Genomic DNA, 25,192 nt, shown 5'->3' with positions numbered 1-25,192 from the left:
ACTCGTTTGGAAGAAGAAGGAGGGACTCGTATGGCTGGAGGAAGCGGTGCATCCACAGCGGATGGCCGTGCCTTACATGATAATTGGCACCAGGTCGATCCATTGGACAGGAGGACGTATGGGATTCACGAACCCCGCTATTATCAAAAAAATAATGCGTTTCTTCTGATCGGGATCGAGCGGGCGCTGCTCTTTGATTCCGGTTCGGGAAAAATAACGATCGCCCCGCTTATCAGACAGCTCACCCATCTGCCGGTCATCCTGTTTAATTCCCACGCTCATTTCGATCATATCGGCAATAACCACGAGTTCAAGCATATCGCGCTGACCGACCTTGCCATCAACCGAGAGCAAATAAAAAACAACCTGTTCACCCCGCACTGGCGGTTACGGTTGTCATTCAAGCGGTATTCCTTCCCCGTTCAGGAATGGTATAAGGCGGGTCAGACGATAGATTTAGGGAACCGGAAGCTCCATGTGATTCCATTGCCGGGGCATTCCGCGGATCATGTCGGATTGTTGGATGAGGAGAACGGGTATTTCTTTGTCGCAGACGCCCTGTACCACGGTCCTCTCGTAGCCAATCTCCCAACCGCCCACGTTCCGGACTACGCGCGAAGCGCGCAGGCGATGATCGACATCTATGCCGGTCACAAGATATTGGGGAGTCATTACCTGCCTGCTCCCTTCATGGGCAAACGTCATCTCCTGGATCTGAAGGCCGCATGCGGGCAAGCGCTCGATTCCCCGCGGAGCTTGGTCAATCGGCTCAAGCCCTTTCTCCGCTTCAAGCACGGTACGGTTACATTGCAAGTGAGCCACGCGGCCTTAAAGGAGCGCGATCGGGGGCCGGCCCCGGAATAGACACAGGCCCGTCATCCCTGCGTTCCTGATCGGCCTGCCGATTCCTTTGCTTCCTTCATAGGAACGGCGCTATAGAGTTGCAGCATCCGGGGCGAGAGCCCGTTCAAACTGCCAGTCAGGCTTAATGCGCCGGAAAAAATACCATCTGCAGCGCGAAAATGACGCCGAAGACATAGAGAATCGGGTGCACCTGCCGGCCTTTGCCGCTGAACAGCTTGATAAGCGGGTAAGTAATGAAGCCGATCGCGATGCCCGTCGCGATGCTGGAGGTCAGCGGCATGCTGATCATAATCGCGAATGCCGGGAACGCATCATCGAATTGCTTCCACTGGATGCGGGCCAGCCCCTCCATCATGAAGCAGCCGACAATGATCAGCACCGGAGCGGTAATGGCCGGGAGCGAAGAGATCGCTTCGATCACCGGCGAGAAGAAGAGCGACAGGAAGAACAGTCCGGCGACGACGGCTGAGGTCAAACCGGTGCGCCCCCCTGCGGCCACGCCTGCCGACGATTCCACATAGGCGCTGGACGGGGTCGTTCCCATTAGCGAGCCTGCCGTCGTCGCCAAGGCGTCGGCCAGCAGCGCCTGCTTCGCCCGCGGAAAAGAGTTGCCCTTCATCAGCCCAGCCTGCTCCGCGACGCCGATCATCGTGCCGGTCGTATCGAAGATCGTCACCAGCAGGAAGGCAAAGACGACCGTGTACAGCCCATGGGTAAAGACGCCTGAAATATCGATGTCGAACAACACCGGGGCCGCAGGCAGCGCCACCACGCCCGTGAACTTCATCAAGCCCATGAAGTAACCAATGACGGCGGTCAGCGCCATGCCGATAAATAAGGCCCCGTTCACCTTGCGGGCCATCAGGATAAGCGTGATGAACAGGCCAGCCAGCGTTAATATCGTGACAGGCTGGTGCAGGTCGCCGAAAGCGACCATCGTCGATTCGCTGGCTACCACAATGCCGGATGATTTCAAGCCGATAAAGGCGATGAATAACCCGATGCCTGCCGTGATGCCGAACTTGAGCGGCGCCGGGATCGACTCAATCAATGTCTCGCGCAGCTTCGTAAAGGTAAGCAGCAGGAAGAGAATCCCCGCCAGGAACACCGTTCCGAAGACAGTCTGGTAGGTAACGCCCTGCGAAGCGACCACGGAGGTGAAGTACGCATTCATTCCCATACCCGGCGCGACGGCGATCGGATGGTTCGCCGCGAGAGCCATGGTCAATGTTCCGATAATGGCGGAGATGACCGTCGCCGTGAACACCTGTTGGAACGGCACCCCCGCCCCCGACAAAATCGCCGGGTTGACGACGACAATATATACCATAGTCAAGAACGTGGTCAGTCCCGCTGTCATCTCGGTGCGGGCATTCGTGCCATGTTCTTTTAATTTGAACCACTTTTCTATCATAAACTCTGCTCCTTCCTTGCCTGCGCATTGCGCACTTTCGTATCCTAGTCCAAAGCCGATTTTTTGTCAATGATATTGTCGATTCATTCGCCTTTTCGTCGAAAATTGCCCGGGAAATGCTATTTTTTCTAATCTCTCCATCCCGAAAACGAACAATATGTCGATATGGAGCTCATTCTTCATATTTGCCAGCCAGACTCGTCCTCTGTTGAAAATGGTTAGTCTAGTATTCCATGGCGCAACGCAATTCCATTCATTTCGTAATGTATACTATCATGTTCTCTTTGGCCCGCAGCCCCGTTCCTATCCGGTTCGTTCGACCTCCAGGGCGCGCCGCTCACCCCCAATATCGCTCCGTTCATCGCATAAAAAAGGCGGCCGCATCCATTCCGTTATAAGATGAATGCGTCACATCGGGAGCAATTATGGCCAATAGCAACACGCCGGTCCTCGTGACCCTGATTCACCTGATTCATATGTAAAAGCAGTATAGATACTTATAGGGAGAGATGATATTTTGAAACCCCAGATGACAAAATGGACCAGACGTTCCGTACAGCTATTCGCAGCATCCGTGATTTCTCTAAGCGCCCTGTTCTCTTGGGCACCTGCCGCACATGGAGAAGCCAACCCGGCTGCGGCCGCATCGACGGCCGCCGTCAGCGGCACCGTATCGACCAAATTTAGACAGCAATGGGAGGATTGGCTCCGCACGAATGCCTATGCGCTGGATACGATTCAACCTGCCGCGACGAAGGACGGCCAGGCAGCCGAGGGCAGCTTCGCCGACCTGGATATGCTGAAGCCGCTCCTGCTCGACAAGCGCATCGTCTATCTGGGCGAGAGCTCCCATGGCGCGGCGGAATACAATTCGGCCAAGACGCGGCTGATTCAATATTTGCATCAAGAGCTAGGCTTCAACGTCGTCGCCTTCGAGACGAATCTCGGCAATGCCGCCTCCGCGTACGGCCATATTCACACCCGGGAACCGGTCGCGACGATGAAGGATTCGATCTTCCGCGTCTGGCAGGCTCAGGAGACCGTCCCGCTTTTCCAATATATCAAGGATACGCAACACACGAAGACGCCGCTGGCGCTGGCGGGCTTCGATATGCAGCCGCAGGGAGCGCTGTTCACGGGCGAGTGGATGGGCGATGCCAAGCTGGCCAAGCAATTCCGGGAAGCGGAACAAGAGCTGGATGAGTGGGAAATGACTGAAGATCTGGAAGCTGCTGAAGGTGTACCAGCAGGTGCGGGCGCGGCTGCCGAAGCGCGCCGAGGAGCTGCAGCGGCAGTATCCGGACAACCCGCATATCGTCAAGCTGATGGAGCGGGCCCTGGACAACCGGAATCAAGTCGTCGAGGAGTATATGGAGATTTCGATTAACTCCACTGCATTCCTGAACGGGAAATCGATGGACTACATGTCGATTATCCAATCCTCGGAGTACCGCGATCGGATGATGGCCGACAACCTGAGCTGGCTTGCGACCCATGTTTATCCGAACGAGAAGATTATCGTCTGGGCCCATAACGGCCATATCGCCAAAGCGTACTCGCAAGAGATGAATTCGCTGCCGCGCGTCCATATGGGCGAATGGATGCCGAAGACCGAATTCAAGGATCAGGGCTACGTAATCGGCCTGTATATGGGCGGCGGCCGCAATGCGCATGTCGGCGGAGGCGCTTCCGACGTGCTTCCTCCGATGCCGCATTCGATCGAGGAAGTGATGAAAGGGGCAGGGCATCCGTTCGCCTTTGTCGACCTGCGCTATGCGAAGCGCGTGCCGGGCAATTCGTGGATGACGCAGCCGAACATCTCCTACTATGACGGCGTCATGCCGGTCAGCAGCGTTCCGGCGCAGCAGTTCGACGGCATCCTGTTCATCGATCAAGTAAGCGAGCCGGATTATTTGAAGTAATCCGCGATCAGCACAAGGCTGCGCCGCTCAAGCAGGCATTCTGCTTGGGTGGGCAGCCTTGTTTCCTTGATATTTACAGGTTGGTAAGAGTAGAGCCGCAGTATTCGCAAGCTATGCTGGCATGCGCCGGGACGGTGTTCTGGGCCCCGCAGCCCGGACAGATCATCCTCCGCGGAGGCGAAGGCGGAGACTGGGCGCTTGCCGCCTCCTTGGCCGCTGCGGCGGTATAGGCCACCCGCTTCGGGATGGGATCCCGGCTGTACTTTTTCCATTCTTGATCGGTAGTCCGGCCCGCTTGCGATGAGCTTGCCTTCCCTTCCCCGCCGAACCTGTTCGGTAGCGATTGGGCTTGATCCTCCTTGCGGTTCAGCCTCGTGCCCGCCCAGTACATAAGCGTGCCCGGCAGGCAGAACAGGAAGAAAAAGATGATCAGAATTTCCAATTCATTTTCCTGTTTTGATAAGGCAAGAACTAGCACAACCAACCCGAAAAAGATAAGGAATATCAAACCGATAACCCGCAGCACATTGCCAAAACGGAACCATCGTTTCAGGAACATCCATGGACGATGCGCCGCTGGTATGGCTTTCAGTTCTTCCCACTTCATCCACCGAACTGGAGCCTCCTTTTCGGCTGACCTGATGACTCTGTTACCGGCGCGTATCATGGACAACCCGGGCAACAAGTACAGGACACCAGCTAGGAGTAACACTTGAGAGTAGGGTGGTGGATTCGGATTCTGGAACAGTTGTCCATAGGCCATAAGAACAAATATGGCAATCGAAATCCCGCCTGCAATTCGTAGTCCCCGACTTTTGCCCCGTATACTGTTGTCGTCATATTTGCCGCGAAGGATACCCAACGCAATTCCCGTAGGCGGACAGATAAAAAACATAAAGGCAACCCCGGCCGCGCTGAGCCACAGGCTTCGTCTTTCCCTGGACATGGCGCTCCCCTCCTACTTCATCACCGTCATGCGCTCGTTGCGGAGCCGCAGGAGCTTGGCAATATCCAGCATCAGTTGACGCAGCTCGTCAGAAGAATGCAGCGTCGGCCGTTCGCGCACGAACGATCGCACCCCGCTGTCGAGCTGCCGCACCTTCTCCATCAGTTCGGCTTCTTCCAACACCAGGGCCGGATGCGAGATCGGATCGCTATATTTCAACTGCTCCTCCAGACTGTACAGCAATTCCCGCAGCGTGTCGCGGTCCGCATGCTGGCAGCTTTCCAGTTCCATTCGCGCCCCATTCAGAAGGATATAGAGCTGCTTCATCGACTGGATGCGAACCTGCTCGTCCGCTTCCCGGCTGCGAATAAATATTTTGGCCATGCTAAGAAGCAAGCCGACGATCAGCATCGTTGCCAAGGTCAATATGTGAATGAATAAATAGATTTTGAACGGAATTTCGAAAATAAGCCAAAATAGCACGATATGCAACAGAACGACGGCATCATAAATGGTGATGACCGCTGCCAGCGACATATAGGCCGGGACGGACGCCTTGAATTCATGGCCGCTCTCTATCATTTGGAACACAAATCCGTAGCTGATGACCTCCGCCAGCACGAGGGCGCCTAACGACAGCCACCAGGAGGCGTCGCGCGTATCGGTCTCACTGAACGAGAAGAACAGCGAGAGCGTAACGATAAGGATGATAGCGAAAATCGTCGTCGTAATCCCTTTGTATGATGTAAGCTGTCTCATCCGTCATCCCCCTATGTCAGCTTATTGCCGCATTCTGCGCAAAATTTCTGTCCCGGCTGCACTTCGTGGCCGCATTGGCCGCAGGTGAGCGCGAGCTCCTGGCCGCAATGCGGGCAGAACTTGACCCCGGGCTGCACATTCTCCCCGCAATGGCGGCAAGGAACCGGCATATCTTGCCCGCACTTCGCGCATTGGGCTTGCCCAGGCTGATTGTCTGCCCCGCAGTGAGGGCACGGATTGTACGGGTCGCCGCAATGCGGACAGAACTTGGACCGCCGGGACATCGAACGATTGCAGGCACTGCACCGGACTTCTTCCGGGGGAGCGGCTTCGCCGGAGGCGGCAAATGCCGTGCCGCATGCCGTGCAGAAGGCGGCGTCGTCCGGATTGCGGCGATCACACTTTGGGCATGTTTTCTGCCGGGCCGGCACGGCCTGCAGGTCGTCGGCCAGCCGCGTCATCGTGCCGCCGATGGCCCCGCCGACGCCATATCCCATGCTGAGGCCAATCCCCGCGCCCATCAGATCCGAATGGGTGCCGCCCTCGTTCTTCGCGGCCTGCTCGAGCGTATCGAAGGTGCGCTCCTGCTGATACGTGAACCCGATAATATCCATCTCCGCCCGCTTCGTGAGCGCTTCCCGCAGACGCTGCGTGGCCGGATCGTCCTCCGGCGTATTGACGGAATCGACCGTGAAGTTCAACAGCCGGATGCCATATTCCTCGAAGACGGGCGCTACGCGCTCATGGATATGCTTGGAAATGTCTGATATGTATGCGTTAATTTCCAGAATGCTGATTTTACGGTGAACAAAATAAGACGAAATCAATTCATGAATATTCATCATCAGCACGCCGCGGAAATATTCGCTTAGCGCGTCCTGACTGAATATGGGCATCGTGCCGACGAGCTTCCCCAGAAACTTGCGGGCGTCATCGATCTGAATGCCGAATTGGCCGTAGGAGCGCACCAGCACGAACATCTGATATTTCGGATCCTGGAGCTGGAGCGGCGCCCGCGTCCCCCATTTGATATTGAGAGAATGAAGCTTGTTGACGAACCATACCTCCGCCGTGAACGGCGACTTCCCGCCGAACGGCAAATTCACGATATTATTGATAATCGGTATATTCGCTGTACTTAACGTATGCCGGCCGGCGGTGAACCGATCCATCGCCTGTCCGCCTTTATAGAGAATTACTTCCTGCGATTCATTGACGATAAGCTGCGTCCACGTCTCCAGCTCCTGATTCGGATGCTTCCACGCGAATACATCCGGCGGACCGTCATATTTGATCACATCAATGATTGCCATGTACCTTCTCCCCCCGCTGAATCTACTCTGTCCATTCTATCGGTTATATGTATAGAGGCTTGCAACGAAGCCTCCCAAAATACAAAAAATACAGCCACATCTCTATTATAGGAAATATTAACTAGGAAATATATCATAAATATCGCGTCGGAGCGATCATTTTGTATTCTAGCCTATGAAGCCGCAGCGCAAAAAAATACCCTCATCGGTATGAGGGCGGGACGCTCTTATAAAAATCTTCTTCTCGGAATGCGGCGTCTTCTCTCCAGCAGCACGATGGCCAGCAGATCGAACAGGACGAGCGGCAAGATGAACGGGGCAAAGGAGGTATGCACTTTGCTCGCGTGCTTCACGGAACTTACCTTGAGATAAACTCTCTTTTTATCCACCTTCACGATTTTCCCTAGATAGATATTGCCATTCTTCGCTGTGATGCTCACCTGCTTGTTCAGGCAATGGGCGCATTTTCTGTACATGGATACGGCAGGCATCGGTTGACCTCCCTTGCGCTTTTGTCGAGGCCAGTGTATGCAGGCTGCCGGGGAAGCGTGTGGGCCGGGCTGTTGCCGGGGTCCTGGTTCGCCCGACTCCATCCATGAATTTCCAATAACTAGAACACTTTATCCAAATCATATACTTCATCCGGTTCGAAATAATTTCTCGCTATTTTCAACGCAAACCAATTTTGGCGTATAATCCATGACGGGGTAACGTAGTAATTCTTCACTTGAATCACTTCGTTGCTCATCTCCTGATTGATGCTGAGAAGCGCTTCATCGGCATCGCCGAATGCGCGGAGCTTCTTGTAAATGGGGTGACGCTCCCTGTCCATCATTCTATACAGCGCCCTTATGATATTGAACGCGGCAAGCAGGAAAACGGGAGTCACGATATAGAAAATCTGCATCGCCTTTTGCTGCAAAGCGCCTGTCATGTCCAGCATAAAGGGCAGTACCTTCCGCTCACCGTCTATCAACTCATCAGCGATTCCATAGACATCTGCCGGGACGCGGAATAACGCTACCTCTAGCGGCCATCGATCGGCTCATCAACGTTGTGTCTGATAATGATAACATGATCTTTCAACTGGGCCAAAGAATACTTGTATACTGCCTCCTCATCGCTTCGCATCATTCCATGAAAAGCAGTCATCCATTCGACTTGCTCCGCAATCGGCTCATATATCGTGTCAGCCTGAAAACGAACATAGAATTGATATACATCATCCGGATCAACCACGGACAGCAATTGTTCCCCTTCCACCTCGAACGGCCCGTTCATGTAATTATGAATGGTTCGGAAAGAGCCGCTGCACAGAAGGATAACAACAACCATCAGAATTAGATTGCTTACTAGAAAATTTCGATTGCAGCGCTTCATCGGGTATTGAAGATAAGTATCTGTCATGTCATCTTCCTCATAGAAGTATTCCGTATTCGTCTTACTTTTTCTCGCTAAGATCAGTCAAGGAGTAAATTTGATCGCAATTGACGCATCTGTAATAGATGCCAAGCTTGTTGGCTGCCCCGACATGCCCCTTGCCAAGCTCCACACGCTCCAGCATTTCTTCACAGATCGGACATCTCTTTTCCCTGAAAAGAAAGTAAGACAGCTCTTTTGCCGAAAATTCTATCTCAAAGGAAGTCATCGTTGCGCTCTCCTTTAATTTATGATGAAACCGTTTTTTCATATATCGGCATACCCATCGGTGAATTTCATAAAATAAGGAAAAATCATAATTTCTTCTTGGGAATGGAAGCTCCTTACTTCTGATAGAATGAGTCTGATCGATCGCCAATTCGTTCCATCTTGATGATACAATGTCTGGAAAGGAGGGGATTCAACCATGCATATGCCTAAATTGAAGCAAGGAGATGAAATTGGGTATCGCTCCTTCCAAAAGCTTGTCGCTTATATCCAAGCCGCAGCGAGAGTTGGCAAAGCGCCACCTGGAGCAGATGGGGTTTACCGTGACCGTGACCTTTTCCACCCATGCGGAAGAAATGGATGCCTTCAACTCGTCCTCAATCGAATCGAGGGTGAACGATCTGCATGACGCGTTCCGTGATCCGGGCGTGAAAGCGATCTTGACCGTCATCGGCGGATTTAACAGCAACCAGTTGCTGCGCTACCGGGATTATGAACGGATCCGGCGTAATCCGAAATGGTGTCAATACTTTTAAATACTTTATAATATTCTTCAGGCTCCTCCTCAAACTTAAACGGAAGGAAGCGAAGATAACAAAAAACAGGTCTATCATGGTGGTATCTGACCATAATTGACCTGTTCAACGTATGGCTGTTGCTTTAAATATGTCTAAAAATGCGGCTCTTGACTTTATATCTCCGACATATTGATAGTCAATCCCACATTTTTGGCAGTTGGGGCATGCAATTTTAGAAACTTCTTCGTTATTGTTAGCAATGATGGTGGTTAACTTAATCCAATCCTTGAACTTTGAGTTACTCAATTGTTATCTCCCCTTTCTTCTATAATACTCCCACCATGAGTCTTCTGAACCAATGCCCCTTTTCAAAATTCGAGTAACATCTCATGGTCTTGGGGCTTCCCAAAAATTTTTGTTGGTAGATATGAATTCTCTCGTGCCCCAATGTTTTAACTAAATTCTCCTTACTGCTAAAAGCATCAGGGTATAATATTTCTATTTCCTTTTGGATCTGCCCATCCATACAAGTCCTTTCCAACTAATTCAGCGCCCCTAACCATTTCTATTTTATGCCTTTTAATCCTATACCTGCATCTTCTGCAATCTTTTCAACGTGCCTCAATTGCATTGGTTCAGGAAGGTCTTTGAATGCCCCCGTGTTGGAGGTTCTGCGGTATAAATCCCGTTCAATGTTACCCGTCCTCACAACTCTGCTTTGCATTTTTTGAACCTGTCCAATTGTACTTTTACCATTATTTATTTTAGGTGTTCCTATCGATGTTACTTCAGCTATCCTATCAGCACTTCCTGCACCGCGCATAGCAGCCTGGAAATCAGATGAGAGTTCAGTTAAAACCAGTTGTTGCTGCATTTGCATAGTAATTATTGAGCTTCTAGCACTTTTTGGCCCTGGGTTTTTACTCAGGGCTTTTCACCAGTGAAAAATTCTATAAGTGGATCTACCAAATACTCGTCTATAAAATCTTTTTTTGGTTTGATTTTCCAATTACTATTACCCAATGGTCCAACCCATTACTCAACTTCCTGCAAGGTTTTCTCTCCCCTGTTCTGCTATCACCCATAATTTCATGGATAATTTGAGCTTCTCTACCAAATCCTCTGTGGGTAACTGATTTGGGATCCACGTGCTGACGTGAATACTTTGCTCAATTGCATCGCTTTTGTCATTGATATTAAGTCTGATACATCTTTTGGATTATTAATTGATATTATTGGGGTGGTTGGCAATGGACTTTGTATGCTAGCCATCAATAAGCTGCCTTGGAGTAGTCGGCAACAGAGTTCGATTTGCCCGTTTTGTTGTTCGGCAAATGAGAAGTGCTGCCCCCATTTCCGGCTATCGTTTTCGCTCCTAAAGCGACTGCATTTCCGATACCTGGAATCATAACAAGTGCATGTAGCGCCAATTCTGTACTGCTTTTTAAAGGCTTTCCGTTTTGTGCGCTTCCCTTTCCTGCCGGTGAATCAGGCTAGTGGCTAGCCTTTAACACATGAACTTCCCGTTGTGAAATGTTCGGTTAACCCCGACAATATAGTGGTCGGAATATTCTGCAATTTGGTTGCGATGACCTCAACAATATATCCATCGGGGTATCTATTCACAAAGTGGCGACTGATTTAAAAAACTGTGATAAAACGAAGATAGCAAAAAACAGGTCGATTATGGTCGTATCTGACCATAATCGACCTGTTCAATGTAGCGGAATAGCGTTATTTAGGATATAAAATTCAAGCATTGATGTGCGTACAAACAAAATGGAGAAGTCTTTATACGGGTATTACATGGGTTATATGTGTTGTTGGTTGAATGATGGATTCATTCGGCACTGGGTATAGCCTCCACCAATATTAATCTACTAAAAATGAGTGTTTAAACTTGTTATTTTGACAACTTCCTAATAAAATCCTCAAACATTTTTCGTGTAGCCATGCCACACTTTGGCAGTAATTCTTCAATTCGTTTCATGATTGCCTCATCACTAGATACTAACCCAATATTATCTGAATTAACAATCACTCTCAATGAATCAACACACGTTGTAAATAATTCCTCATCATCTACAGTAGATAGTAAAAGCAAACTTTTCACTACGGCATTATCTTTAATATCACTGTCAACACAGTAAGCGTATCTGACTTGCCAGTCTATAGATTTTGAAAGAATAGAATTAAGTAATTTTCCCCAATCATTATTATTGAACTCCTCTAGCATCTCTCTAGCAATAGAAAATCCTTCATCATACCAATAATCCGTTGTAAATTCCCCTGATAAATATTCATCTAGCTCTTCATACATTTTCGAGTCCTCCTACATACATGTAATTCATTCTTAATCAAGTGATTCCGTCAACAAATTGGTGTTAATGTGTTTACTGAAAACCCGATAGTAATGATGTTGCCCCTCCACCTGTCGGATAACCGCTTACTACATTATCGCCAATTTTAATAACCTCAACTTGCACACCATCAACAATGCCTCTGTGTAATGTTGCTCCGTCTCTTGCACGTTGACCAATCTTTGGGGTATCTCCTATTTTGGCAATACTATCAATAATTTTTTCATCAGACCATGATTCAGGAAAAAGTGTACTCGTCTTAATTTTTGAAAGATTACCATCCGAAAATTGAGTTGTAAATTTAACTTTCTTTGTTCCATCAGCATTAATTGACACCTTTTCGACGGCATAATGGGGATGAGAATTTGTAATCTCTGGTGAATGCCCCCCAATTAATTCGTTTTTAGCAGGGTCTTTGCGTTGGCCTAATAGTATTTTTTCTTTCATCTCATCACTGATTACAGTTCTATAAGCTTCACCCGTCCCCCCAACTCTGCTTTGCATTTTTTGAACCTGTCCAATTGTACTTTTACCATTATTTATTTTAGGTGTTCCTATCGATGTTACTTCAGCTATCCTATCAGCACTTGCTGCGCCGCGCATAGCAGCCTGGAAATCAGACGAGAGTTCAGTTAGAACCATTTGTTGCTGCATTTGCATAGTAATTAATTGGGCTTCTAGCGCTTTTTGGCCCTGCGTTTTTACTCCGGGCTTTTCACCAGTGAAAAATTCTACAAGTGGATCAACTAAATACTCGTCTAGAAAATCCTTTTTCGCTGGTTCACTCTGCCAATTACTATTACTCAATGGTCCCATAACTGAACTTCCTGCAAGGTTTTCTCTTCCCTTTTCTGCTATCGCCCTTAACTTCATCGACAATTTGAGTTTCTCTACCAAATCCTCTGCGGGTAACTGATTTGGGAGTCCGCGTGCTGACGTGAATACTTTGCTCAATTGCATCGCTTTTGTTATTGATATTAATTCTGATACATCTTTTGGATTATTAATTGATATTATCGGGGTGGTTGGCAATGGACTTGGTATGCTAGCCATCATGGAATAAGCTGCCTTGGAGTAGTCTGCAACAGAGTTCGATTTGCCCGTTTTGTTGCTCGGCAAATGAGAAGTGTTCCCTCCAGTTGCGGCTATCGTTTTCGCTCCTAACACGGCTGCATTTCCGATACCTGGGATCATGGCAAGTGCATGTAGCGCCAATTCTGTACTGCTCTTTAAAGGCTTTCCGTTTTGTGCGCTTCCCTTTCCTGCCGGTGAATCAGGCTGCTCGACACGCACTGGGGATTTTGTAAGTCCCTTTACAGTCACCTGTCCGGCCTTTATATCTGTATCCCCATCCAACACAATACTGCTCGATCCGCTCAAGAGATAGACTGCCTCTTTGGCCCGTATATCTAACCTGCCGGCCTCTAGCGCTATTTCTCTGTCCGCGTGGAGAACGATAGCGTCCTTGCTATGAAGCTCAATGCCTTCGTTATCATGCAGCTTCATAAAAACATGGTTCTCCTGAGCCGTCATCCTCAGTTCATTGCCGTTGAACTTGAGTTCCTTCCCGAAGGGATTGCCCCAATATTTCACACTAGGATTGCTTAGCTTCGGAGAGTTCCCCCCTTCACGAAAAGAGGAGCGGACAAAGGCTTCCTCCTCCCGATGATTCGGGATATACAACTGGACAGAGTCGCCAATCTGCGGCATACTATATAGGCCTGTCTTTCCTCCCGCCACATAAGGAGAAGAATAAGGAAACCAACATGCTTCCTCTTTTGTCTGTACATCGTCTATATTCAAATGGAGCTTCACTTTATCTTTCGCGGCGTCTATTACTTTTCCTGCAAGGGATGCGCCTCGAATAGACTCGTTCCATATCGGTCGCCAACGTCTATCTGCTTCGGCTTGTAAAGTGTATTGACGGGTGAGCATACCTTCATGTAACAGAGATGTAGAACCGGTAACAATCAGTGGTTTGTTCTTGAATAGAATTCGATCTCCAAGATTATAATAACGTTTCGTTACAATCAAGTAACTAGTGACGCCTTCTTCTTTCTGCCCATAATTATTCAGCGTTCGCAGCACCTGATAGTTCGTATTGCGGAGAGAATCGGGTTTGCCCTCAGGCAATCCGACCCAGAGCTTCGGGGAATCGGCTGCCGCCTCCGGAATAAGAACTGTCCCGAATCGGGAAACCATACGTTTGAGGAACTGCCAGTCGGTTTCCTCATACTGAACCGTAAATTGATCCAGCGGCGCATTGTTGAACGTCAAATCAATAAAGTCGGAGCCAGGGTAATCGGACAGAATATGTTGAACCAATTCCTCGTACGGCATTTTATGATTCTGAAAGGAGCGCGTTTTCGGCTTTATATCAAGACGATAGGAATGGGAGACCGCCTCCATCTCCAGATGATAGACGCCCCTAACAACCTTAACCGCTATATCGGAGAGTACCCCATGGAACAAGGTTCGAATAACGTCTCCCTCATCAGATAACTCACGAATCTCAATCTTGTCCGTATCGTTAGCCATAGCTACGCAACTATCTTTCTTCTCTTCGGGAATAATCGCTGTAAGCAACATCCGAGCATGCTCGTTCACTTTCTTTTCAACCCGAAGTGTACTGAGGCTATGTACCTCGTATGGCGATACAATCTGTATATTTCCGTACCCTGCCAGCTTGGTTGATGTACTCACATAATCCCCCCTTCAGGTGGGTGATAGTGCTGTTGCTTTTTTAATCATCTTCATTGCCTTTCAAAAACATGATTAATTTGATGCATCCATTCTTTCACGATAATCCTCTAAGATCTGGTTGAAAGCAACTTCTTCCATATCTTGAAATCCTTTAAAACAGACTGTATCGATGTATTCATGATTAAACACGCAAGCAAGGTTGGGATCGATGTTCCCTTCCGGGTAGGGAAGAGCAATATAATCCCATATTTTATCGCCCTGTTTTTGTAATCTGCCAAATATCATGACTCTTTTTTTGGCATCCTTCAGGAGTACTACAGAGCCTATTGGTAACAGCATATTTGCCTCCATACATTGTTATTTATAGTCTCCACTCTTTGATATAGAGAAAAATATCTAATTAGGGCTTGCTGAACAATCATTTTTCTAAGGTTTTACAAGGATTTCTGGACTCTAACTCGAAATAAAATGCAAGGAAAATGCGAATTTCTTGCAAAAAATCGTGCACGTGGAGTGAGCCGACATGTATCATAGAACCGAAAGCCAGCTTCAGTTGTTCGAAGATTTCTACTTGCCGTTTGGCGGTAAATTAAATAAGGAGAACCGTTGGGTTCAACTGGCCGCTATCATCCCGTGGTGGCGGGCAGAAGAATTCTACGCGAAGTCGTTCAAGAAATCAATGCGCGGTCAGATCCCTTTGTCTGTTCGTATGGCTTTGGGAGCGCTGTACATTCAGGAACGTATGCAGCTCGATGATCGAGAGACGGTCCAGCAGATCGCCGAAAATCCGTACTACCAGTACTTCCTTGGGCTGCGGCGTTCCAAGATAAGCCTCCGTTCCATCACTCGCTGTTGACCCATTTCCGCAAGCGATTGGGTGCGGATGTCATTGGACAAATCAACGATTGGATTTTGGAAGAGGACGCAGAGCGAAAGAAGCAGGAACAAAACAAGAGCGATCCTCAAGATCCTCCAGGCAGCGGCCATGGCTCTGATGGAACATCCGTTAATGAAGACGGCAAAAGCAAAGAGAAACCATGCAACAAAGGCACCTTGATGCTCGACGCGACCTGCGCACCGGCCGACATCTCGTATCCGACCGATTTGAAATTATTGAACGAGGCGCGGGAAAAACTCGAAGCGATCATCGATGTTCTGCACGAGCCTTTCGTCGGGAAGGCCAAGAAACCGAGAACGTATCGTCAAACCGCCCGCAAACGCTACCTCGAGATCGCCAAGAAACGGCGAACGGGTGCCAAAGCCATCCGGAAAGCGGTTGGCAAACAGCTTCGTTATGTTTCGCGTAATCTTGGCATCATCGAAATGCTGGCAGCGAAAAGCAGCTTGAATCAACTGGGTTCGCAGCAGTATCGGCAATTGCTCGTCATTTCCGAGCTGTATCGTCAACAGCAAGAGATGTACGACAAACGGACACACTCGGTGGAAGATCGAATCGTCAGTCTTTCCCAACCGCATGTACGGCCGATTGTCCGCGGGAAAGTGAATGCTCCCGTCGAGTTTGGAGCAAAGCTGGCGATCAGTCTGGTGGACGGTTACGCTCGGATGGAGAAGCTGTCCTGGGATAACTTCAACGAAAGCATGACACTGAAAGCTTCCGTGGAGTCGTTCGTCCAGCGATATGGGTGTTATCCGGAAGCCATTCTAGCCGACCAAATCTACCGAAATCGGGAGAACCTTCGCTATTGTAAGGAGCATGGAATCCGTTTGAGTGGTCCAAACTTAGGGCGTCCGAAGAAAGAAGCGGAACCCGATCGGAACCAGGCCAGACAGGATGCTTCAATGCGTAACGCAATCGAAGGAAAATTCGGAGAAGGCAAACGCTCCTACGGACTGGGGCGTATTCGAGCACGCCTTCGAGAGACAAGCGAAACGGTCATTGCCCTGCAACTGCTTGTTATGAATCTCGAACGCAAGCTGCGCGTTCTCTTTTTGCCGATTTTCAGACTGCTGCTGAATCTGTGCCGTCAGCCTCTGTGGCCTAAAAGGCAATATGTTCAGCAAGCCCTAATTAAAATATTCATTTACAATTTCAGTCAATTCCTTAGTTCCCAATTCTATGTTAGTCAAATAATACAAAAAGAAATCATTTACATTTTCATTATTAAAAAGACTTAAATACTTAAATGCAAGTTTTAATAAGTCATACTCTTTAAATGAACTCTCTTCTAATTTAGACTTCGCAAATTGAATAATTTTAGGATTAAATGTTTCGGACTTAGCTTTAATTAGTGCGTTAAAAATTACAGTTATATCCTCTTCTCTTCCCCTGTCCAGTATTTCATTTATTTCAGATTCTTCTAATTCCTCTAGGGCGTGTACGCAAACTATCGAAATAGCCAAATATCTGGTAAACTTATCCTATGAGAAGACGATATGAGATACGAGATGACCAATGGGAACGACTCAAAGACCTCTTGCCACCGGAACGGAAACCACAGGGTGGACGTCCGGCAATCGATAACCGAAAAATGTTCAATGCCATGCTTTGGGTGATTCGTTCTGGTGCGCCTTGGCGAGACTTGCCAGAGCATTATGGCTCCTGGAGCAGTGTCTACAGTCGTTTCCGCCGCTGGGAGAAAGCAGGCATCTTTGATCGAATGCTAGACGTTCTGGCTGCCAATCCCGATGACGAAAGTGTTATGCTCGATGCTTCCATCGTTCGTGTTCACCAACACGGCGCGGGGGCAAAAGGGGGCAGCAATTCCAAGCCATCGGACGATCACGCGGAGGATTAACCAGCAAGATTCATGCCGTTGTAGACGGCCTTGGCAATCCGCTACGCTTCGAAGTAACCGCAGGCAACATCAATGATTGTGTAACGGGTTATGAGATCCTGCAAACCCAAGACATACAAGGTAAACATGTTTTGGCGGATCGCGGATACGATACCGATAAAATCATTGCGCTTTTGGAAGAGAAACTGGCCCATTCCGTCATTCCCAGTAAGAAGAATCGCACGATCCAACGTACAACCGACTGGTGGTTGTATAAAGAGCGTCATCTGGTCGAATGCCTGTTCAACAAACTCAAACATAATCGTCGGCTGGCAACTCGGTACGATAAATTGGCCTGTACTTTTGTTGCCTTCTTAAAGCTGGCCTCTTCCATGATCTGGTTGGCTTAAGGTTTGCATACACGCCCTAGGTAAAATCTCTCTTTAACCTGATTAAATAGTGATAGTGTTTTAGGATCATCGTTATAATAGTTCTCCCAAAACATAGGGTCAGCAAATTGCTTTGGCAAAGAGGCCGAACCATTATTTGGTTTTTCCCATAGAATCCAATCGGAATTTGTATGATTAGATACTACATCAAAAAGTGTTGACAAATAGGGAACTACCTTATTCGAGTCATTCTCTATCCGATAATAGATATCGCCTGATTGACTAAATTCAATAGAATAGACAATATATTTTTTTTCAAATGATAAATTGATTGGTTTATCTAGGTTATTTCTAAGCTTCACTTTCATTGATCTCTCACCCCTATTATGTTAAAGTCAGTGTCCATATCGATAATCCAAAACAAATCATGTTCATTTTTTCTAAGTTTTTTGGGTTTTGATACTTTCAATGGTCAAGTCCAAAATTATGTGTAAATTCCCTCAAGCAAAATTCGTTGCTCTAGCTTAACCGTACAACCTTGGAAGAAGTCTTAGGGCGTGCATGCAAACCTTAAGCCAACCAGATCATGGAAGAGGCCAGCTTTAAGAAGGCAACAAAAGTACAGGCCAATTTATCGTACCGAGTTGCCAGCCGACGATTATGTTTGAGTTTGTTGAACAGGCATTCGACCAGATGACGCTCTTTATACAACCACCAGTCGGTTGTACGTTGGATCGTGCGATTCTTCTTACTGGGAATGACGGAATGGGCCAGTTTCTCTTCCAAAAGCGCAATGATTTTATCGGTATCGTATCCGCGATCCGCCAAAACATGTTTACCTTGTATGTCTTGGGTTTGCAGGATCTCATAACCCGTTACACAATCATTGATGTTGCCTGCGGTTACTTCGAAGCGTAGCGGATTGCCAAGGCCGTCTACAACGGCATGAATCTTGCTGGTTAAGCCTCCGCGTGATCGTCCGATGGCTTGGAATTGCTGCCCCCTTTTGCCCCCGCGCCGTGTTGGTGAACACGAACGATGGAAGCATCGAGCATAACACTTTCGTCATCGGGATTGGCAGCCAGAACGTCTAGCATTCGATCAAAGATGCCTGCTTTCTCCCAGCGGCGGAAACGACTGTAGACACTGCTCCAGGAGCCATAATGCTCTGGCAAGTCTCGCCAAGGCGCACTAGAACGAATCACCCAAAGCATGGCATTGAACATTTTTCGGTTATCGATTGCCGGACGTCCACCCTGTGGTTTCCGTTCCGGTGGCAAGAGGTCTTTGAGTCGTTCCCATTGGTCATCTCGTATCTCATATCGTCTTCTCATAGGATAAGTTTACCAGATATTTGGCTATTTCGATAGTTTGCGTACACGCCCTAGCATGTGTTTTGCGCCATTCCAAATAATCCGTCATATCCAGATACTTTCGGCCATTGCTCCACTTTTCATCTATCTCCATTAGCAAAGCACCAAGTAATCGGTATGCAGAATCGCGGTTTGGAAAGATACGAATCACACGCTCACGACGCCGTACTTCCTCGTTTAAACGCTCTTGGCTGTTTGTCGTACGCAGACGTTTTCGGTACTTCTCTGGAATCGACATTACCGCCGTAGCATCGTCGAAACCTTAACTCCAGTATACGCATCGCTCGCTCCGCTTTCTCACTGTATGTCTCTAACGTTTTATCCAGCAATAGCCGAGCTGTCTCCAAGTCCGGAGCATCTAAAACGCCTCGGATGGCACGGTGCACATCTTCCTTGAGACTTTTCGGTGTTGCGTCCAGCACATTACGAATAAAGTGCGTCTGGCATCGCTGCCATGTAACCCCCTGAAAATGCTGACGGATCGCACGCACAAGCCCGCCATGCTAGTCAGAAACGATGTAATCCACGCCCCGTAACCCACGCTGCTTCAGTTCCTGGAAGAAGGCCCCCCACGTCTCTTCCGATTCCGAATCGCCGAGCATGTGCCCAAGCACTTCTCGTGTTCCGCCGGTATTGACTCCTGTTGCGATCAACAGTCCACGAGAGCGTACACGACCGTCTTCACGTGCCTTCAAGTACATGGCGTCTACTAGCACAAATGGAAACGGGCTGTCACCAAGTGGACGATGGATCCAAGCTTGTACGATGGGATCAAGCTTCTTACATAACTCGCTCACCGTAGACTTTGAGAATTCGGCGCCACACAGTTCCTCGGTAATCTGCGACACCTTGCGAGTAGAGACACCATTGACAACCATCTCCATTAAGGCTAATACAAAAGCTTGCTCGCTTCGTTGGTATCGGGCAAATAAATTCGTAGAGAACTTGCCATCCCGGATACGTGGAATATGAAGCGTAAGCGTGCCTACACGTGTTGTGAGCTTATGCGGGTATGTCCCATTCCGATATCCCTTGCGCTCCTCTGCTCGCTCATAACGTTCTGCATCCAACTGTTCGGTCACCTGCGCTTGTAAGACTTGATTCAATACGGAATCCAGCAGCTTGGCTACACCCGCATTTTTACGATCTCCAATAAATAATTGCTGCAAAATATTCGAATCTACGTTAATCTGATATTGAGCCATTTTCAAATCCACCTCATTAGTTTGTTGTGTCAGCAACTACATTCTACTTGAGGGGGTTGAACATGGCTCTCTTTATTTATTGGAAGAAGCTATTTTACACAATTATACGGACTCAACTGTTAGTTCACGAAGTTGGTTAAAGTCTAAACTGCTTAATGCATTTAAGGCTAACTCTTTAGCCTTAATAAAAATATCCTCTTGCAACAACAATAATTTGCCATAAGTAACATAAATGATATTATTTTTAATTTTCTGTTGGTTCTTACATTCTCATAATCTCCCCATACCCCTATACTTGCTTAAATTTGTTCTCCAAAATATTGCTTTCATCAAAATACCACTTCCCCTTAGAAAATAGTTTTTAGGATTATCCCCAGATCCTCTCAAGGTAATCACAATTAGAGATGAACCTTAAAAATAAACCTTGAAAGGTAGAAAACCAATCAAGGTAATTTTTCATGCTATTGACTTTTTACGTATTAAGTACCATTGGATTTCTCTAACTGATATTTAAAAAGTTTCGTACTCTTATTCTCCTTGGTGTCAATAGTCACCGCTGTTGATTGACATTCTAACCGCCCATGAGTCGCATCTGTTTTTGCCATCATTCCTTTTTCCTCCTTTAGTTTCGGGTACGCAAAAAAGCTCATTCCATACTCATGGTTTAAGTTTGGAATAAGCGTTTTGATAGGTTCAAGTATTTTCATGTTTATAGTCGTACAAATTGATATCGGTAAGCTGTATATAGAATTTATAAAAACTGTTTATATAGTCAACATTACTCGTAATCGTACTCCCATTGGGCAAAACGACTTAAGAACAGGCTGGTCTTTTCCCAAGAATCGCTAGAGCAAGCTTTAATAATTTTTTCAATTTCGTGTTCTGCTTTATTAATATTAAAATCATTTGTAATAAGAAGTCCTCTTCCAAGTTTTATCTCATTTCCTGTTAAGAATTTACTTAAGTACTTGGGACTTATAATGGTAAATTTAAATATTTCAGAACCATTGATACCCTCAATACCTATGTCAACCTCTAACTTCACGCAAAAATCATCTGGTTCGTCTCCCCAATCCTCAGAAAAAATATGGATGGCTTTTATTTCAGCATTTATCAACGTTTTCACCCCTATTTATTATAAGACCATTTTGATGATGGGTCTTTTAAATCTGTAATCCATATGTGAGCATTCCTTATTTCGAGAGTTTCTATTTTACCGTTTCTTAGCGAGTTAGTCACTCTTGTATTTTCTTGATAGTTTGCTTTCCAGACCCCATCTCTAGGTTTATATTGTAACCTAAAAGCTCTTAATCCATCTTCACTAGAAAAACCAAGTAAATCGCCTGTTTTTTTATCTCTAATTTCCTTAAAGCCATTACCAACCCATGCTTTCCCTGCTTCAATTGCTGTTTTAGAATCTCCATACCCAATATTAGTCATCCCTTTTCCTTCTTTGGCTCCTAGTAATATTTGCGATGGTGTCTTTTGATGACCATTACTTGCGATTTCATCAGCATATTTACTATTTTCGAATGGATGAGAACCCGCACCCTCAGTTTGTCCCTTACCTTGTGACCCCTTCCCTGAATTACTCTCCATGACATTCCAGTAATTCTTCTGGGTCTTTGTCAGCTCAGATGGTTTTTTTACCGTGCTCTTATTTGAATATATATAACCACCAGCAGGGGCCACCTTCAAACCAAACTTATTATTATCTGCCATGTTTTCAAGAGACTCTCTTAGCCCTTGAATCCCATTCTTGAAGCTCTCTTTAACCATATTTTGGCCAACTTTATACTCCAAGAACTTATCTCCTGTCCACACTCTTAGCTTCCCATTAACTACTTTCAATGGGCTTATTGCACTTTTTATAAATTTGGGCATTCCTATTCTGAATCCCGGCGGAATATCGTATGTCGTTCGCTCTCGGACAAAGAAGAAGTTCAATTGTCTGACATTTGGCTCATCATGGAACTGTTCCTCAAGGCCATTCGCTATCTTTATTTTATCTTCTAAAGACAACCTATTGTCTTCCCAGGCATTATAATGCTCAGGGTCGGTGATGCTGCCAAATAGGATGTCCCTCATCCCCTGCTTCCGAAGCTGGTTCGGGAGGTGCAGAGTATCAATGGCTTGAAACCGCTCGATTAACCGATTTAATCGGTTATTCGTTTCCCATACCTCGTCGGGGACTCGGCTTGCGCCAATTTCCACGGACCGGCTGAAATGAATCAGAAAATTCACGAGCGTCTCTTTCGTTTGCGGTTCTCTTAGCCCTTTGGCGCCGGTAAAAACTTTCCCCAGCAAAAACGTGAATTCCCCGTACATTTGACGGTTCAGTTCCTTTTCTTCATTCGTCAAGTGGGCATTCTTCATGCCTCGGATAACCGAATTGATAATGCTTGGACCAGTACTGCCGGAAGCAACCGGCATCATAGCGAGAGTGCCTAGAGAACTCTGTGCCAAACGCCCGGTGGTACTAGCAATAGGGATCATCCCCAGGACAGTCAGCGCGGCGGCCATCATTTTTCCGATCTGGGCCCCGTTGATAGGAGATACACTGGAAGCCTGAGTCTTCGCTTCCTGTGCAGCCGTATAAGCCTCTACCGTCATCAACGGGGGTTCAGGCACCGGTTCCAGATCGGTGACATGCACTGGCGCTTTGACGCTTCCTTCTTGGGTAAGAAGGCCGGAGCGCAGATCCGACTCGCCATCCAGAACCAGACTGCTCTCCCCGCCTCGTAAATAGATCGCTTCGCCAGCTTCCATGTTCCACCGCTGGCCTGCTTGAGCGGAGAAGCTGCAGCCGCGGATGGCAATGCTTCCCGAACTACGGATCTTCACTCCGCTCTGTTCATCGAGCCGAATGACCATGCCGCTTCCCGCATGCAGACGCAGTTCGTTGGCCACCAGCTCGAACCCGTTGCCTTGTTTGTTATGCCAAGCTTTCGCTTCCGGCTTCCGACCCGGATCCCGACTGCGCAGTGCTCCGCGAACGACGGCTTCCGCTTCTCTCGCGGAAGGCAGGTACAACTGAACGCGCTCCCCCAGATCAGGCATGCTGTACCATCCGGTGTGTCCTTCTGCAACGTAGGTTGTCATATAAGGGAACCAGCAGCCATCTTCGGTCGCATCATGCTCTTCATCGAGATCAAGCTTCAGTTGGACGCGATCTCGCTCTACCCCGCATACGGCAGCTCCCATGACAGCGCCTGCGGCAAGCGGATTGCTCTTGGCAAGACCAGGCGGCGTTCTCCTCCAAGCATAATTGATATGTATGAAGAAGCAACCCTTGTTTCATTTCACTTACCGCCTCGATCACAACCGTTAGCGCGCCGTCTGGGAGGCGTAGACGGTCACCCAATGAACAATAATATTCCAGTTCAATCGAATATATTGTTACCGGAGTGATCATGTTCTCCCCGATAGCAGGGCTCCCGTTCAACCCTTCCTGCCCATGCAAAATCTTTTTTCTCCGATAAGGAATATGGCGATCCAGCTCTCGCAGCCTTCCCTCAGGGAGCCCAAAAAAGAACTTTGGAGCGTTTGCCGTAACTTCAGGTACTAAGACTGTCCCGAACCGGGAAGCCATTCGCTTAAGAAAAGCCCAGTCTGTCTCCTTGAATTGCAATGTGAAGGCTTCTAACGGTGTGGCTTCACTTGAAGTGTCAATCACATCTGCTCCCTTGTAATTCTCGATTACACGCTCGATCAGTTCCTCGTAAGATACATCGGCTGGATGAAAGGAACGGCTCTTGATTTGCACATCCAGTTCATATGTCCACGAGACCGCTTCCAAGGTTACATAATATATGCCGCGGACCATACGGACTGTTCGAGTGAGCAGTTGTCCCTGGAACAGTGTCCGCAGGACGCTGCCGTCATTCGTGATCTGATGCACCGCGACAGATTCGCCCGCGTCTGATGAATCAATCACCCGCTCTCCTTGTTCCTCACTCAGGATGCCGCTTAGCACCATTCGGGCATGATGATTAACCCGCTGCTCGATTCGCAGGTCCGTAATTTGCTGTACTCCATATCTCCATGAAAGGCGCATATTATGATACCCTGCTAATTCTATAAACTCCCCCGTCTGATTCATCTTCTCCTCCTCCCCGGATAGTAGCAGACGCGCTACGGCAGCGCATTGAGCTCCTGCCGCTTGCCCGCTTATCCATCAATCCAGGTCCTGCCCATCGTTCTCGATCCGAATCGTTCCGCAATACAGGCATTGATGGGTGCAACGGCTTAGCAGGGCCGGTTTCCCATCTACCAACACATCTCCTTTTCCATTAGCCCAGGGAATCGTCACTACAGGAACACAAGGCGCTTTCTTCACGCCATAGATATCCACCATATTGCTGGCCTGTACGGCTGGATTGAGCGGACTGAAGCAGTTGCCGAAGGAAGGTATGTTAATCCCGGGCACGAAGTCTCCCGTATTCAACTGAGCCTTGCCTTTGAGATAGGTGCCATGGCTTTGCAGCATTTTAAGCCGTCCCGGCTGAGTCCCGTAACTGCAGCTAACAATCGCTCCTGCCACGACATAGCTTTCTTTGGCGCCTTTGCCCGGTTCGATGCGAATTTCCTGTGGTTTGCTCATTTATCGCACCCCCCTTTCCTCATCGCTTAATCCCTTTCCACTTCTTCAAGGCAAATTCCGTAAAAATCCCTTCTCAGCATGCTCTCGGCCACAGCCAAGTTCACAATCCATAGCGTTTCGCGCACGCCATCCACTTGGAAAAACGGTTCGTATGTTTTGTTGCCTTCTAGCACGAGCCGTTTCAATGCCCCGTCCTTGAAATATTCGCTTCGGGCAGAGAGACAGCGATTTCGGGGCGGACAGGCGTTCCAGTACACTTCTTGATGCACCCGTCTGACATCGGTCAGAATGACTAGATTACAGCGCATATCAGGCATATACTTCTCAAGCAATTGCTTGAATTTATCCGAAACTAACGGCAATGGCCGCTCTAAAAAATCCACGTATTCCACATGTTCCTGCTCTCGAATCGGAAAGGACAGAGAGGATGAATCCCCCTCA

Annotated in this window: 27 protein-coding genes and 3 pseudogenes; 6 read left to right on the top strand and 24 right to left on the bottom strand. The window is 48.0% G+C overall.

Annotated features, from left to right (window positions below; translation table 11 throughout):
• The first annotated feature begins 30 nt into the window (after positions 1-30).
• Positions 31-864: an MBL fold metallo-hydrolase gene (locus OCY70_RS09050; protein ID WP_261944807.1), complete on the top strand. Its 834-nt coding sequence runs from the start codon at positions 31-33 to the stop codon at positions 862-864.
• A 121-nt stretch (positions 865-985) separates the two neighbouring features.
• On the opposite strand, the gene OCY70_RS09045 is transcribed toward OCY70_RS09050, so the two are convergent.
• Positions 986-2,278, bottom strand: a complete 1,293-nt coding sequence (locus OCY70_RS09045) for an NCS2 family permease (RefSeq protein WP_261944806.1) — start codon at positions 2,276-2,278, stop codon at positions 986-988.
• 517 nt (positions 2,279-2,795) lie between these two features.
• On the opposite strand from OCY70_RS09045, the gene OCY70_RS09040 reads away from it, so the two are divergent.
• Both OCY70_RS09040 and OCY70_RS09035 read left to right on the top strand, forming a co-directional pair.
• Positions 2,796-3,665, top strand: a complete 870-nt coding sequence (locus OCY70_RS09040; protein WP_261944805.1) for an erythromycin esterase family protein — start codon at positions 2,796-2,798, stop codon at positions 3,663-3,665.
• Positions 3,604-4,200 (top strand): erythromycin esterase family protein, encoded by a 597-nt coding sequence (locus OCY70_RS09035; RefSeq protein ID WP_261944874.1) that lies wholly within the window; start codon positions 3,604-3,606, stop codon positions 4,198-4,200. Before OCY70_RS09040 ends, OCY70_RS09035 begins: the two co-directional genes overlap by 62 nt.
• A gap of 73 nt (positions 4,201-4,273) precedes the next feature.
• Here OCY70_RS09035 and OCY70_RS09030 read toward each other — a convergent pair whose 3' ends face one another.
• The 8 genes from OCY70_RS09030 to OCY70_RS08995 form a co-directional block, all read right to left on the bottom strand.
• A complete protein-coding gene (locus OCY70_RS09030) occupies positions 4,274-4,642 on the bottom strand; it encodes a hypothetical protein (RefSeq protein WP_261948761.1) in 369 nt (122 codons plus the stop codon).
• Position 4,643: 1 nt separating this feature from the next.
• The gene (locus tag OCY70_RS09025) at positions 4,644-4,811 is read right to left on the bottom strand and encodes a hypothetical protein (protein ID WP_261948760.1); all 168 of its coding nucleotides are present in this window, start codon (positions 4,809-4,811) and stop codon (positions 4,644-4,646) included.
• Between the two features lie 347 nt (positions 4,812-5,158).
• Entirely contained in the window at positions 5,159-5,905 is a 747-nt protein-coding gene (locus OCY70_RS09020) for a hypothetical protein (protein WP_261944803.1), read from the bottom strand.
• Between the two features lie 11 nt (positions 5,906-5,916).
• A complete protein-coding gene (locus tag OCY70_RS09015) occupies positions 5,917-7,218 on the bottom strand; it encodes an SPFH domain-containing protein (RefSeq protein WP_261944802.1) in 1,302 nt (433 codons plus the stop codon).
• 227 nt (positions 7,219-7,445) lie between these two features.
• Entirely contained in the window at positions 7,446-7,709 is a 264-nt protein-coding gene (locus tag OCY70_RS09010) for a hypothetical protein (protein WP_261944801.1), read from the bottom strand.
• A 119-nt stretch (positions 7,710-7,828) separates the two neighbouring features.
• Positions 7,829-8,161 carry a hypothetical protein gene (locus OCY70_RS09005; RefSeq protein WP_261944800.1) on the bottom strand — a complete coding sequence of 111 codons (333 nt, stop codon included), beginning with the start codon at positions 8,159-8,161 and terminating at the stop codon, positions 7,829-7,831.
• A gap of 83 nt (positions 8,162-8,244) precedes the next feature.
• Positions 8,245-8,625, bottom strand: a complete 381-nt coding sequence (locus OCY70_RS09000; RefSeq protein ID WP_261944799.1) for a hypothetical protein — start codon at positions 8,623-8,625, stop codon at positions 8,245-8,247.
• A gap of 34 nt (positions 8,626-8,659) precedes the next feature.
• Positions 8,660-9,016, bottom strand: a complete 357-nt coding sequence (locus tag OCY70_RS08995; protein WP_261944798.1) for a hypothetical protein — start codon at positions 9,014-9,016, stop codon at positions 8,660-8,662.
• A gap of 48 nt (positions 9,017-9,064) precedes the next feature.
• Between OCY70_RS08995 and OCY70_RS08990 the strand changes: the two are divergent.
• Positions 9,065-9,395: pseudogene (locus tag OCY70_RS08990) on the top strand (LD-carboxypeptidase); the annotation flags it as partial.
• A 111-nt stretch (positions 9,396-9,506) separates the two neighbouring features.
• Here OCY70_RS08990 and OCY70_RS08985 read toward each other — a convergent pair.
• From OCY70_RS08985 to OCY70_RS08965, 5 genes are all read right to left on the bottom strand, one after another.
• On the bottom strand, positions 9,507-9,689 hold the full coding sequence (locus OCY70_RS08985) for a hypothetical protein (protein WP_261944797.1): 183 nt from the start codon (positions 9,687-9,689) through the stop codon (positions 9,507-9,509).
• Positions 9,690-9,948: 259 nt separating this feature from the next.
• On the bottom strand, positions 9,949-10,263 hold the full coding sequence (locus tag OCY70_RS08980; RefSeq protein ID WP_261944796.1) for a hypothetical protein: 315 nt from the start codon (positions 10,261-10,263) through the stop codon (positions 9,949-9,951).
• Positions 10,264-11,286: 1,023 nt separating this feature from the next.
• Positions 11,287-11,703 (bottom strand): hypothetical protein, encoded by a 417-nt coding sequence (locus OCY70_RS08975; protein ID WP_261944795.1) that lies wholly within the window; start codon positions 11,701-11,703, stop codon positions 11,287-11,289.
• A gap of 73 nt (positions 11,704-11,776) precedes the next feature.
• Positions 11,777-14,446, bottom strand: coding sequence for an EndoU domain-containing protein (locus OCY70_RS08970; protein WP_261944794.1), 2,670 nt, complete (start codon positions 14,444-14,446; stop codon positions 11,777-11,779).
• 72 nt (positions 14,447-14,518) lie between these two features.
• Positions 14,519-14,785 (bottom strand): DUF4176 domain-containing protein, encoded by a 267-nt coding sequence (locus OCY70_RS08965; RefSeq protein WP_261944793.1) that lies wholly within the window; start codon positions 14,783-14,785, stop codon positions 14,519-14,521.
• Between the two features lie 184 nt (positions 14,786-14,969).
• Between OCY70_RS08965 and OCY70_RS08960 the strand changes: the two genes are divergently transcribed.
• Both OCY70_RS08960 and OCY70_RS08955 read left to right on the top strand, forming a co-directional pair.
• Positions 14,970-16,582 (top strand): IS5 family transposase gene (locus OCY70_RS08960; protein WP_390905226.1). Its coding sequence is split into 2 segments (ribosomal slippage): positions 14,970-15,261 and positions 15,261-16,582, totalling 1,614 coding nucleotides; the frame shifts between segments, so codons are not numbered across the junction.
• 245 nt (positions 16,583-16,827) lie between these two features.
• A protein-coding gene (locus OCY70_RS08955; protein ID WP_390905211.1) for an IS5 family transposase occupies positions 16,828-17,591 on the top strand; the annotation gives its coding sequence in 2 pieces (ribosomal slippage) (positions 16,828-17,164 and positions 17,164-17,591; 765 coding nt in all).
• Here OCY70_RS08955 and OCY70_RS08950 read toward each other — a convergent pair.
• The 10 genes and pseudogenes from OCY70_RS08950 to OCY70_RS08910 form a co-directional block, all read right to left on the bottom strand.
• A complete protein-coding gene (locus OCY70_RS08950; protein ID WP_261944792.1) occupies positions 17,588-17,938 on the bottom strand; it encodes a hypothetical protein in 351 nt (116 codons plus the stop codon). The genes OCY70_RS08955 and OCY70_RS08950 overlap by 4 nt on opposite strands.
• Positions 17,939-18,206: 268 nt before the next feature.
• Positions 18,207-18,904, bottom strand: a pseudogene (locus OCY70_RS08945) (IS5 family transposase); the annotation flags it as partial.
• A pseudogene (locus OCY70_RS08940) lies at positions 18,888-20,148 on the bottom strand (IS256 family transposase). The pseudogenes OCY70_RS08945 and OCY70_RS08940, both read right to left, overlap by 17 nt.
• A 102-nt stretch (positions 20,149-20,250) precedes the next feature.
• Positions 20,251-20,397: a hypothetical protein gene (locus tag OCY70_RS36085; RefSeq protein WP_390905243.1), complete on the bottom strand. Its 147-nt coding sequence runs from the start codon at positions 20,395-20,397 to the stop codon at positions 20,251-20,253.
• A gap of 230 nt (positions 20,398-20,627) precedes the next feature.
• Positions 20,628-20,756, bottom strand: a complete 129-nt coding sequence (locus OCY70_RS08935; protein WP_261944791.1) for a hypothetical protein — start codon at positions 20,754-20,756, stop codon at positions 20,628-20,630.
• 170 nt (positions 20,757-20,926) lie between these two features.
• Positions 20,927-21,265 carry an immunity 8 family protein gene (locus tag OCY70_RS08930; protein ID WP_261944790.1) on the bottom strand — a complete coding sequence of 113 codons (339 nt, stop codon included), beginning with the start codon at positions 21,263-21,265 and terminating at the stop codon, positions 20,927-20,929.
• An 11-nt stretch (positions 21,266-21,276) separates the two neighbouring features.
• Positions 21,277-23,352, bottom strand: coding sequence for a hypothetical protein (locus tag OCY70_RS08925; RefSeq protein ID WP_261944789.1), 2,076 nt, complete (start codon positions 23,350-23,352; stop codon positions 21,277-21,279).
• Entirely contained in the window at positions 23,300-24,250 is a 951-nt protein-coding gene (locus OCY70_RS08920) for a phage late control D family protein (protein ID WP_261944788.1), read from the bottom strand. Before OCY70_RS08920 ends, OCY70_RS08925 begins: the two co-directional genes overlap by 53 nt.
• A 75-nt stretch (positions 24,251-24,325) precedes the next feature.
• Positions 24,326-24,751 carry a DUF4280 domain-containing protein gene (locus OCY70_RS08915; protein ID WP_261944787.1) on the bottom strand — a complete coding sequence of 142 codons (426 nt, stop codon included), beginning with the start codon at positions 24,749-24,751 and terminating at the stop codon, positions 24,326-24,328.
• A 26-nt stretch (positions 24,752-24,777) separates the two neighbouring features.
• Positions 24,778-25,143, bottom strand: a complete 366-nt coding sequence (locus OCY70_RS08910) for a hypothetical protein (RefSeq protein ID WP_261944786.1) — start codon at positions 25,141-25,143, stop codon at positions 24,778-24,780.
• Between the last annotated feature and the right edge of the window lie 49 nt (positions 25,144-25,192).

The organism is Paenibacillus melissococcoides (assembly GCA_944800085.1).
Lineage (GTDB): Bacteria > Bacillota > Bacilli > Paenibacillales > Paenibacillaceae > Paenibacillus_B > Paenibacillus_B melissococcoides.
Note: the sequence above shows the minus strand (reverse complement) of the source record. Positions and strands in the feature narration are given on the sequence as shown.